Consider the following 12,753-nt stretch of genomic DNA (forward strand, 5'->3'; position numbering starts at 1 on the left):
GACGACTTAATTCTAAAGGATATCAGGGTGTCTTTTCTATTATTTTGCATTAAAAAGATGCCGGTGATTTCTCACCAACATCAGAAAGTATAGAGCCATTTTAAAACGAGAGAGAGACAAGGTAAGAATTGTCTCTCTCTTTTTTCATTTTCCTCCAAATAGAAGCCTTTTTTGATTGCTTACGCATTTAATAACACATGAGTATCCATTGATTATGTGTTAAAATAGAGAAGGAATTAGGGAGGATTTAAAAATGACATTCAAATTAATGACAGATTCATGCTGTGATTTACCATATACATATTTAGGCGCCAATGATGTTGAGTTTATCAGTATGACGATTCAGTTGAATGGTAAGGAATTAGTGGATGATTTGGGAGAAACATTCGACTATGACTGGTTTTTACAAGAAATAAAAACTGGTGGCATGCCAACAACTTCTCAAGTAAATGTAGGTCGTTATATCGAATTTTTTAGACCGTTTGTAGAAAAGCAGGTTCCCATATTGTATTTGGCTTTTTCTTCTGGATTAAGCGGATCATACCAAAGTGCCATACAAGCTGTTGATATCTTGAAAGAAGAATACCCGGATGCTGTAATTTATGTTGTTGATACGAAAGCTGCTAGCCTTGGAGAAGGCTTGTTAGTCAGCGAAGTAATCGAGTTAAAAGCAAATGGTCATTCTTTAGACGAAATCCTACTATGGTTATCTGACAATACAATGACCGTTCATTCTTGGGTCACAGTGGACGATTTAAAGCATTTAGAACGTGGAGGAAGGATTTCTAAAGCAGCAGCGGCAATCGGTGGTCTGATGAACGTTAAGCCGATCATTGTGGTAGATGACCAAGGGAAGCTACAAAATATCGGAAAAGTCCGTGGACGTAGCAAAGCATTGAAGAAACTAGCAGATGAAACAGTCAAAGGGATGGTTGAACCGTTGCAACAAAACGTATTTATTGCTTATGCTGGTGATTTAGAAAGTGCAGAGAAAGTCAAAGCTTTGATTGAGGAGAAAATCCAGGTTAAAGAGATTCGTTTGCATCCACTAGGCCCTACGATCACTAGTCATACTGGGAATGGTTGTATTGCAGTTTTTTCAAGAGGTAAAAAGAGATAAAAATAAAACACCCAGTACATTCTTTGTGACGGGGTGTTTTTTTTATAAGTAAGGATGCTTTTATTTTGAACCAATAAAGCATATTATATTACTATATATTTTAAAGACTAAATTTCTATGGGAGGTATTTTTATTGAATTTCTATGGTATAGACTACTTGGAATCACAATCAAATCTCAATGATTATATCAAATATTTTTTTATTTTTAGTGCATTGATTGTAATGATTATTGCGTTTAGTTTGTATATGCGTCATCGTATTCAAACGAAATATCGAGATTTGAGTATAATCACTTTTTTGCTACTATTGTTTTTACTAGGTGTTCAGTATTCTGACTATACACAAAATCAAAGCAAAAATTCACAATCGTCTCAAATGGTCAATTTTGTGAAGCAGATATCAAAAGAAAAAGGGGTAGACAAAAAAGAGATTCTTGTAAGCTCAACTCAGTTAGTGGATGGAACACTTGTAAAAATCGAAGATAAATACTACAAGACAATATTAAGTACGGATCAAAATTCTTATGTCCTGGAAGAAGCGCACTTGATGAATTCAGATATTATAATTACGAAATAAGTTAAAGTAGAAAGGAAGATATTATGCAACTCTATAGTCCAATTATTATCAAACTTGGCTTGGGAATTATTTGTTTAATCATTCAGATTAATTTAATGGGAAAAGGCAACCTAGCACCTTCCTCAGCAATGGATCAGGTTCAAAATTATGTCCTAGGTGGAATTATAGGCGGGGTAATTTATAACGACTCAATAAGTGTACTACAGTTCGTTTTAGTATTGATTATTTGGACGTTGCTTGTATTGACTGTTAAGTTTGCAAAAGAACATAATCGATATGTAAAATATATTGTAGATGGTAGACCAATCACTTTGATCAAAGATGGAAAAGTTGATGTGAATGAGTGTCTCAGGTGTGGGATTTCAGCAAATGAATTGATGTTTAAGTTAAGAGCGAATGCTATTTACGAAGTTGAGAATGTCAAAAGAGCTGTCTTAGAGCAAAATGGCCAGTTAACAATGATAGAATTCGGAGATGAAAGCATTCGGTATCCAATTATTGTAGATGGTCAAGCAAACTATGATGTGCTGGAATTAATTAATAAAGATATTGAATGGTTGGCTGAACAGGTTCAAAATGAGGAATATAAAGGAATTAATGAAATATACTTAGGTGAGTACCTTTCAGGTAAGTTGAAATTATATGGATACGAACAAAATAAAGCATAGTTGAATGCACTAAAATGAAATGAGAAGTCGATTATCGATTCTTTTATTTCATTTTATTTTTTTAAAATAAAGTTGTGAAAATTTACATTAAATTTACATACAAAATATATACACTTCATTCTGATAAAGTAAACTAAAAATCAATTCAGCAAGGAGGTAAGTTTTTGAGTATTTTTAAAAGAATTTTTCAAAGTATTATCAATTTAAAAAAGAGAACTATTATTCTAGGTATATTATTTATTATTGTTTCAGTCTTTTTAGTTTCTGGATCTTCTATTCAACACTCATTAAAAAAAATATTGAATGAAACAAAAAATCAAGTGAATCCAATTATATCAGTTGAGCTTGATTTGGACGCATTAATGAAAGAAATGTATGGTGGGGAATCAAGTAGTGATAAGCAAAATATCGATGAGCAATTCGTAAAAAAAATTAGTGAGTCGTCATATGTTAAAGACTTTTCAGTCTATAGTAATACTGCAGTAAGCACACAATTTTCAAGTACCGAATCAACGACTGTCCCAGATCAAGTGCCAGAAGGGTACGTAACACCAACTAATGAACTATCGATTTTAGATAGTACTAACCCAGATTTAGCAAAAACTAGGATAAAAGTAGTTGAGGGTAAATTACCCGATGAGTCTGATTTAGAAAATCCTATAATGATATCGGAAAAGTATGCCAAAGAACATAAACTTAAAGTTGGCGACTCATTGAATTTAGATTTGAGTTCCGGCTTCCAAGAAGACAAAACAAAAAAAGAAATGGACACAAAAATTTCAGGAATTTATACATTAACGGAAGAAAATGATTCGGTTTATCTAAGTAAAGAAAAAGAAACGTTTTATTCTACAAGAAAAGTATTGGATGATGTTAAAAAGATTCAATTTAAAGATGAGGGAATCAGTTCGCCGATCATGAATTACGAAAAGGTGAAAGTTGAACTAAAAAATCCTATGGATACGGATAAATTTATTTCAGAAATTAAATCGGGTGATGGTGATTTTTCATCGATTAAATTTAATAGCACCTACGAGCAATATAAAACAATAAGTAACATGATAGATAAAATCATGAATATTTTCTCTATTTTACAACTGGTGATCTTTATAGTAGCTGCAGTAATTGTTTCATTGATCATGTTACTGTCGTTACGTGAAAGAAAGTATGAAATAGGACTACTTTTAGCTCTAGGTGAAACAAAGTTTAACATACTACTACAAATGTTTTTAGAAGTCACAACAGTTTTAGTCATTAGCTTTATGATTGGATTCGGTATATCGAATTTTGTCGTGAATCCAATTGCAGCTGAAACGATCAACCAAGAAATGCAACAAACAATTTCAGATAGTAAACAAGAGCCAATGGTTCAGCGGGGACCAAATTATGTCGAAGATACAAGTGTAAAATTAGATACAGAAATTCAAATTCAAGAGCAAGATAAAGTACAAAATATTAAGATAGCAGGCTTTATTTTCATGGGGTTACTAGTAATCGTTCTATTTTCAACAACGATTCCAACAATGAGAATTCTCAAGAAAAGTCCAAAATCGATTTTATCAAGTACAGAATAAGGAGGCACAATATGCTTGAGGTCAAAAATTTATCTTATCGTTATAATGATCAAACGATATTGAAAAATATCAATTATTCATTTGAAAAAGGGAAAATATATTCAATTGTTGGAGTATCTGGTGTTGGAAAATCAACGTTTCTTTCTTTAATATCAGGATTGGAATTTCTTCAAGAAGGACAGGTTTTTTACAATCAGAATGAAGTAAGTAATTACGTAAAATATAGAAAGTCGATCAGTTATATTTTTCAATCCTTTAACTTAGTCTCATATTTATCAGCAATTGATAATATCAAGTTGGGTTTAGCGATCCATCAAATAAAAGATAGAAGTGTTCATCCTTTTATCCAATCAATTCTAAATCAGTTAGATATTAAAGGAGAGAATCAAACCAAGAAAAGTGCTCAATTATCAGGTGGTCAGCAACAAAGAGTATCAATTGCTAGAGCTGTTGCTTTAGATTCGGACTTGATTATTGCCGATGAACCAACAGGAAATTTAGATAGAGGCAATGCTAAAGAAGTGATGAATCTATTTAAACAATTAAAAGAAAAGGAAAAATGTATTATTGTTGTGACACATGATCCCATAATAGAACAACAATCTGATGTAGTTCTGACGATCAAGGAAGGGCAATTATTTAAATTAAATTAAATAATTGCCCTTCCTTTAATAGAGGTGAATATTATGAAAAAATCAATTCTTCTAATAGAGGATACAGATGAAATCAGGAATGGGTTATGTTTGAGTTTAAAAAAAGAAAACTATGATGTGTCCGCTTTTCCAGATGCAGAAACGGCTTTGGTTTCTTTTGAATCAAAAAAGTATGATTTAATTTTACTCGATTTGATGTTACCTAAAATGAGTGGGGAAGAATTTTTAGACAGATTAGAGCATCATCAAATCCCTATAATTGTCATCAGTGCATTGAATGATGAATTTACGCAAATCAATCTTTATAATCGAAAAATTTATGATTATGTTGTAAAGCCATTTTCTGTAAATATATTACTATTAAAAATTGAGGCTATATTGAGACGTATCGAATCAAATGGCCCAAAATCGGCTAAAAAAATACGTTATAAAAATATTATGATTGAAATAGGTAACTATATTGTAGAGAAAAATGGAGAAAGAATCACATTGACTGCAAAGGAATTTGAGATTCTGCAAGCTATGCTACTAAACCAAGGAAAAGTATTTTCTAGAGATGAGTTTTTAACGGCAATTTGGGGATATGATTACTATGTTGATTCCAGAACGATTGATGTTCATATTAAAAATCTTCGCAATAAATTGGGAAAAGATCTGATAGATACTCTCAAAGGAGTTGGCTACCGAATTGAAAAAGAATAAACCAATCCAGTGGCCAACGAAAGTAGTTATCGTTTTGTTTTCAGTAATCATGTCTTTTATCGTATTTTTTATAGTAATTGGTATCATCACATTGAATCTAGGGAAAGAAATAGAAAAAGAGCAACAAGATATATTCGATAGAACAACTGTAAAAATACGTGAAATCATTGAAAATAATAAGGATTATAGCTATCTAAGGCCTTTCGTCGTTAATGGCTATCGGGTAATCATCACAAACTCAAATGGGAAAATTATTTATCCGCAAAATGATTCAGAACCATTTAACTACGATTTTAATATGTTGTTAGTGCCTATGAGAGGGATTGTTACGCAGTTCAAGGTAAATGATCTAAACGTTTATATAAGTTATCCAATTCAATTAACGCCTCCAGATATCAGCGATATAATATTGGAGTCTGTTCCATATGTCTTATTTTTAGCAGCTTTTAGCATAGCTGTCGTTATAACTATCTATGTTTCTTTATTTAAACGTGAAAGAAAAAAATTGGATGTTTTATTTGATCTAACCAAGAAGAATGTATCAAATGATGAAATAGTTGATCTCAATTTAAATTTGAGATTAGAAGAATATGCAGAAATCGAATTACAAGTAAAAGAGCTTTATTCAGAACTAAAGTTTGCCCAAAATAAGTTAGAAAAAGAAGTTCAACTTGTAAAAAAACTAGAATCGAACAACTCTGCTCTTTTAAAAGGGATGACGCATGAAATGAAAACCCCTCTTATGGCGACTAAATTATTGGTTAATCAATTAGAAAATCTGAATCAAGCAGAAAATACTCGAGATATTTTGATGGAGATCAATAACCAAATCAATAGTTTAGATCAATTAATTAGAGAAATATTATTCATCAGTCAAAAAAGTAACCTTAATCAACAGTCAGAACAGTCGTCAATAGAAATCATCAATGAGGTCATCCATCACTATGATGTACTGCTAAAGGATAAAAAACTAACGATCTGCCGTACGTTTAATCATGATTTTTTTATAAAACTAGACAGAAAAATTATTGAAAAAGTTTTTTCTAATTTAATCAGTAATGCGATTAATTACACGTTAGAAAATAGTACCATATTTATAGAAGTCACTGAAAATAGCCTAACGATTAAAAATGAAATACCAAATCATTATACCATTGACTTGCAATTAATAGGTGAACCCTTCGCAACGTTTAGTTCAACAAGTGGAACTGGGTTAGGTATTTATCTGGTTGAAACAATGCTGGCTACTTCGCCTTATACTTTGACAATCGAAATTCAAGAAGAAGCATTGTTTGTTACAAAAATAAGTATAGCAGAACAGCCTTTTAATTAAAAAACGAAAGGTGACTATTCTAGAGTAAAAAGTAGCTATACAGAATGTTACTTTTTACTCAGTATAAAGAAATAAAAAAAGAAACATATAGCGAATATTGGTATTGAATTAATCAAAAATATCTTGAATAGTCAATTTTAAATAGACAGAATATTCAATCTATTTAGTGTGCACAAAAATAAGTATGCTCTTATACATATGTAATTAACGAAATATAGTTAAAAATTAGGCCCTACTTTCATTTCTTATTTCTACGACAAATAGGAAACAAGAAAGATGATTAATTTGTGAAAAATAACTTAAATTTATCTATTAAATTAAATTTGTATTTATGTTAACTGAGAAATCTCTTAAAGTCAATAATCGTTTTTATCGAATATTTCAAAAAAGATTAAAAAAAATGAGAAAAAACAATTTTTTTGAAATTCTTTTTGAAAAAAACTTGCATTCCACTTTGATAAGCCGTCAAAAAAATCGTCAAGAAAGGATCAATTTACTATGGTAAGAAAAGGTGAAAATATTTATAAAAGAAAAGATGGTCGTTGGGAGGGAAGGTATATTAAACAACGAACGCCAGAAAAAAAAATAATTTACGGTTCTATCTATGGCAAACAGTATTCAGAGGTAAAAGAAAAACTAACATTTATCAAAGCTAGATATCTTACCTCAAATTGTTCTGTTGCTAGTTATAATGAAACATTTGAAGAATTCATTGGAAATTGGATGATGACAACGATGAGATATACTGTTAAACCTACAACGTACTCAAATTATACTAGACTGATCAAACGTCATATTATACCGAAATTAGGTGATAAAAAAGTTCAAAAACTCACACAAGACACAATTCAAGAGTTTGTCTATCATCTTGCTAAGCAAAATTTTGCTTCTGGTACTATCAAAAATATATTCAATATTTTAAAAAAGACCTTAAACTCAGCTGTAAAACAAAGCTATTTACTCCAAAATCCATGTGACAACATCATTCTTCCCAAAACTACAACCAAAAAAATAAATGCACTTACATTAGAAGATCAGAGGAAAATTGAAATGTTGGCTTTAGCAGAAAAGAAATGCTCCCCTGTTTTTTTAGCATTGTATTCAGGTATGAGAATTGGAGAAATTAGTGGACTAAAATGGGAAGATATTGATTTTGATAAAAATTTGATTCAAGTAAGAAGAACGATCACTCGAATAACCAATGAAAGTACAACACTAACAAAAACCAAAGTAATAGCGGGTTCTCCAAAATCGGATCATTCAGCCCGAATAATTCCTATGGCGGAAAACCTCAGAAACTACTTACTAGAAAAACGAAAATATACTTCAGGCTCATATGTGATTTGTTGTAATGGTGGATTAACAGAGCCACGAACAATAAATTATCGATTTAAAAAAATAGTTAATAAACTAGAACTTCCAGACATTCGTTTCCATTCTTTGAGACATACCTTTGCAACGCGTTGCTTGGAACAGGGTGTGGACATAGCAAGCTTAAGCCAAATATTAGGACATCATTCAATTAAGTTGACTCTGGATACATATGCTGATTCATTGCTAGAAAATAGGATAAACGCTATCGCAACAATAGATCATTTATTTTTAAAAGCTCAATAGCAAGTGTTGTCTAAATAATTCCGTCAAAGAAATGGTCAAAAAAAGAGGTAATTACTGTATAGAACAATAATCCGACTTTATTTCTTATTTGTCGTAGAAATAAGAAACGAAAGGATTAAGAAAGCTGCGAATAAAAAGAGAGAATCAGATAGTTCGCACATCGTTCATCATTTTTTATTATAGAGGGTTTGAACCATTAATAACAGTATTTTAACTGTTTACTTATGCACAAATTAAAAAATGTGTTGTAGAAGATAATTTGTTGATTGATATCAGAAAGGAAGAGTTAAAAAATGTACAAAATCGGCTATGTATCTTTGCCCAAAGAAGAGGAAGGTCAACTAATAAAAAGTTTTAAAGACCATGAACTTTCATTAATATCTTTTGAAAAAGAGGACATTATGAATCATTTAAATGAATTAGATGCTATTTTAATAAAAAAAAATGATATCTTGAGCAGTACAACAATATTTAGAATGTTGATAGAGATACGCAAGAAAACGACTAAGTTTTTATGGATTCTTTCTGAAGTAAAAGAAAATAGTGAACGTACACTATTTCTTGAACTGGGAGCTAATATGATATTTGATAGTTCTAACAATTTGGATGAAGTTGCGTTGATTCTTTCAAACAGCTTATGCACTGTGAAAGATGAAATGAGAGAACAAAATCTTCTAAGTAAAAGTTTCTCAAAAAAGAAAAAAAATGGGGCATCCTTTAAATTAATTCCCCAGAATCTTAGTGTACTTTTGGGCAATGGAGAAGAGATTTATTTGACAAAACAGGAATTTAAAACACTAGAAATACTTTACAGACATAGTAAGACGACAGTTACATATGAAGATATCCTAAGCGAAGTATGGAAAACAACAAGTAATGAAAATTACAGAAAATATCGTATAAGTAACTTGATATTCCATTTGCGCCAAAAGTTAGATGAACATAACGACTCACATACCTATATTAAAACAATTCGGTCAAAAGGCTACATGCTAGATATATGATAATGCTAAAAAAGCTGTCTGTCATGGCGGTTGAAATTGTTGAGTGAATGATTATCTCCACAAGAAAAATGACGGTGACGGAAGATTGGCCATAATGCTTTTCATTTTTTTGAGCTAAGAATAATATTTAGCAAATGAGAGAAAATTAACATTTTCAATCATACGTTTTGCTGTTTTAAACATTGAAGTAATGTTTAAAAGGGCATATCTAATTTTCTCATAATTTAAGGTATCAAAAAATAATATTCTTAGTAAGGAAAATGAAAATACATTGTACGTTTCAAAGACAGACGTACAAATAAATTTGAAGGGAGAGGAGTTGAAGAAAAAATGAAAATCGGAAAAAAGTCTTTTTTCTTAGGAATTGTCTTCTTAGGAATGATTGTTCTATTCGGATTTTTAGGTAAACAGTCATTAATCAAAGCAGAAGATGCACAAACTACAGAGGGAAACATAGCGACTGGAGAAGTTGATTTAACGCAATTTACGGGTAATGAAATAAGAGAAGTACAAAGTTGGGAGCAGCTGATTCGCGCTATAGATGATACTAGTGTCAAAGCGATAAGTATTACTAAGTCGTTTGAAACGCCTGATGATCCTAGTATCAGCGGTACATTAAATTCTATCAGTGCTGGTGCAACATCGAATGCCAATGCTACTGCTAATTTTAGGTACCTGACTAGAACAGGAATCGCTAGAAAATTAGTTATAGAGGGGAATAATAATACCATCGATTTCAGGTCATTGATGATTGGTTTTTATAACAATACAGTGACTGGAACAAATGGTTGGGATATTACTTGGCAAAATTTAAACGCTTATCATGGTAACTATTATGGATTTACTAGTTATGTAGATTTAAGTGCAGATAATCAGAGACTATCTAAGCTAACATTCCATAACCTCAAGGATACAGGTTCAGAATTACTCCATTCCCCATACGCACAAGTATATATGTCAGGTACTGTTGAGAATAATATGACACAATACTATACTTCCCCATTTCGAACAAATTGGCAAATTAACGCATTGGGTCAAGCAAATTTAGAAATATCCAATTTGACTTTAATGGAAAATGCCAATTTTAAAAGCAACACGATCAATTCTGGAAATATATGGTTGATGAATGGTGGATCATTAGTCTTGGATAAGAATTCAACAATGACGGTTACAACGGGACCGTCAAATGACTGGGGAGAAGCGTACGGACAAAATTTATATGTCGCAAATGGTAATGTTACGTTGAATGAAGGAGCGACTTTAAATCTAAATTCTCCAAAAGGAAAAACAGATTGGGGTTCATTGGATCTTTATTCAGCTAACTCCAAATTAACGATCGGTAAAAAAGCCGTTCTAAATATTAAATCAGATGGACGTTCTTCTGGTGGGACTGGTGATGCTAGAAGTATTATTTCCATGGGCGGCGGATCTTCTTTGATTGTTGATGAAGAAGGTGCTTTGAATATAGAAGCAACAAATATGGGCAACTCTGAAACGGATATTATCTATGCTAGCGGTGATGCGACGTTCAAAGTAAATAAAAAAGGAACTTTTAACATTTTAAGTGACAGTACCAATCCAGCTCAGAGTCTAATTCGCTTTGCGACTCAAGGATCAACCTTTCAGTTTGCGGATGCTCTAAGAGTTAACTTACAACGAACATCTGTACTGAACTCAGGTGATTCAGGCTTGGTTCGTATCGGAGGGACCCTTGGAAAACTAGATGTCGATATTCAAAAAGTTAATATATGGAATCTAGGAATCCTGGACGGGTTACCTAATAGAAGTTGGACGCCAATGTATGGCATGTTGATCAATTATAGTGACATTAACCCAACCATCACAAAGGCCTCTTCTCTAACAACAGCAAATGAAACGAGTTTTAAAAATCCAACGACTGGATTTACAACTAAAAACGTTCAACGTGTTTTGTATGAGTACATTCCTGATGTTAGTGTAAGTATTTTGAGCAAAGCGACAGATGATATCACTTCAACAGATTCAACAACAATCACTGGAACTACTAATCCAGGAGCATATGTCAGGTTATCAGATAAACCAATTGTTGATAGTGTGGGAGTATTGATCGATCCAGCTAAGAATAGTGTGAAAAGTCCAGTAACAAGTTCAGGACAAGACCCCTTATATACAGATAATTTTACTGTTCAGGCAGATGCTTCTGGGAATTATTCCTATACTTTGCCAGAGGGAAAACATTTTTCAGCAGGAACAACCATTACAGCTTACTCCTTTTTAGATGGTAAAACAGATACTGCAACTCAAGTTGTTTTAGACGTTACACCGCCAAAGGGAGAGCCTAAAGAGTATCATCTTGGAAAAGGTGATGCCAGACCAGATCCAAGTGTATTCGTTCAAAATCCCACAGATAGTAATCCAGTGCCACAAAATTTCACCTATAAATATACTGCAGAAACACTTGGTGAAATTGATACGCTTGTGGGTACTGTCGGTGAACATGAGGTTAAAGTCATTATAATGGATGATGCGAAAAACGAAACAGTTGTCACGTCTAAGCTAATCGTGCATGAAACAACAAATGGTATTGATGCACAAGATATCACGGTTGAGACAAACACAATCAAGGACATGACAGAAGCACAGCTAAAAGCACAAATTTTATCACAGAGCAACGTGTCTGCCCATAAAATAGTAGACGGTGTCTATACGGAGTTAACAGACAATGTTCAAGTCACTGACTTAGCTGGCTTGTCTCCAAGCAAGACGAGCGGGACATATCCAGTCGTTCTTACGGTCAAAGCAGCCGATTCTGGATTAGCAACAGATATCACAAAAGTGATTCAGGTTACAGTCAAACTGTCAGAACAAAACGTCAAAGTCCAGTTTGTTGATGAATCAGGTGTAAGCTTACACGAAAATGTTACTTTAAAAGGAAGTGTAGGTTCCACGATAGATTTAACGAAAGAAAAACAGGTGACAGATGCAATTACCTCGGTTCTTGCAGATCGTTATTTGGTTGAAACTTCTGGACGTCCAACGAATGAAACTGCGATACCAATTGGGACGGAAGAATCTACAATCACGTATACATTCCAAGGCACATTATCGATTTATTCTGGTCCAACTGAAATTAATTTTGGTAGCCATGAAGTCAGTTGGAAAGGAACAAAAGATAATAACCCATCTTACGATCAACCTTTAGTAATTTGGGACAATAGAAAGAATCTAGATAACTGGAAACTATCTGTAAAACTTGAAGGCGAACTAAGTATGCCAGATAGTCCGACACATGTATTAAGTGGTGTTTTAAGTTATCAAACAGCTTCTGATAAGAAGGTACTATCGACTGATGCACAGGATGTACTTCAAGCAAAACATGATGCTTCTGGACAATATGATATTTCAACAAGAACTTGGGGGCCAGATAAACAAGGCCTTCGACTAGATGTCCCTTCTGGAGCAGTGAAGTTGACTGGAGAATACGAAACTACATTGATTTGGCGAGTAGAAGAAGCATATTAAGCGA

At 32.7% G+C, this 12,753-nt stretch carries 10 protein-coding genes; all 10 read left to right on the top strand.

The features are described from left to right. The first annotated feature begins 253 nt into the window (after positions 1-253). The 10 genes from BCR24_RS04805 to BCR24_RS04850 all read left to right on the top strand — a co-directional run bounded on the left by BCR24_RS04805 (position 254) and on the right by BCR24_RS04850 (position 12,749). Positions 254-1,120 (top strand): DegV family protein, encoded by an 867-nt coding sequence (locus tag BCR24_RS04805; protein ID WP_069639436.1) that lies wholly within the window; start codon positions 254-256, stop codon positions 1,118-1,120. A gap of 133 nt (positions 1,121-1,253) precedes the next feature. Beyond that, complete coding sequence (locus tag BCR24_RS04810; protein ID WP_069639437.1) at positions 1,254-1,697, top strand: DUF3290 domain-containing protein; 444 nt, start codon at positions 1,254-1,256, stop codon at positions 1,695-1,697. 23 nt (positions 1,698-1,720) lie between these two features. Further along, the gene (locus BCR24_RS04815) at positions 1,721-2,365 is read left to right on the top strand and encodes a DUF421 domain-containing protein (protein ID WP_069639438.1); all 645 of its coding nucleotides are present in this window, start codon (positions 1,721-1,723) and stop codon (positions 2,363-2,365) included. Between the two features lie 164 nt (positions 2,366-2,529). Beyond that, the gene (locus BCR24_RS04820) at positions 2,530-3,939 is read left to right on the top strand and encodes an ABC transporter permease (protein WP_069639439.1); all 1,410 of its coding nucleotides are present in this window, start codon (positions 2,530-2,532) and stop codon (positions 3,937-3,939) included. Positions 3,940-3,950: 11 nt separating this feature from the next. After that, positions 3,951-4,592 carry an ABC transporter ATP-binding protein gene (locus BCR24_RS04825; RefSeq protein ID WP_069639440.1) on the top strand — a complete coding sequence of 214 codons (642 nt, stop codon included), beginning with the start codon at positions 3,951-3,953 and terminating at the stop codon, positions 4,590-4,592. A gap of 33 nt (positions 4,593-4,625) precedes the next feature. After that, positions 4,626-5,294, top strand: a complete 669-nt coding sequence (locus tag BCR24_RS04830) for a response regulator transcription factor (protein WP_069639441.1) — start codon at positions 4,626-4,628, stop codon at positions 5,292-5,294. After that, positions 5,281-6,627, top strand: a complete 1,347-nt coding sequence (locus BCR24_RS04835) for a sensor histidine kinase (protein ID WP_069639442.1) — start codon at positions 5,281-5,283, stop codon at positions 6,625-6,627. Before BCR24_RS04830 ends, BCR24_RS04835 begins: the two co-directional genes overlap by 14 nt. Positions 6,628-7,125: 498 nt before the next feature. Continuing rightward, entirely contained in the window at positions 7,126-8,244 is a 1,119-nt protein-coding gene (locus BCR24_RS04840) for a tyrosine-type recombinase/integrase (protein ID WP_069639443.1), read from the top strand. Between the two features lie 293 nt (positions 8,245-8,537). Continuing rightward, positions 8,538-9,248, top strand: coding sequence for a winged helix-turn-helix domain-containing protein (locus BCR24_RS04845; protein ID WP_083244319.1), 711 nt, complete (start codon positions 8,538-8,540; stop codon positions 9,246-9,248). Between the two features lie 330 nt (positions 9,249-9,578). Next, positions 9,579-12,749, top strand: coding sequence for a pectate lyase-like adhesive domain-containing protein (locus BCR24_RS04850; RefSeq protein WP_069639444.1), 3,171 nt, complete (start codon positions 9,579-9,581; stop codon positions 12,747-12,749). Positions 12,750-12,753: the final 4 nt, after the last annotated feature.

The organism is Enterococcus ureilyticus (assembly GCF_001730315.1).
Classification (GTDB): domain Bacteria; phylum Bacillota; class Bacilli; order Lactobacillales; family Enterococcaceae; genus Enterococcus_L; species Enterococcus_L ureilyticus.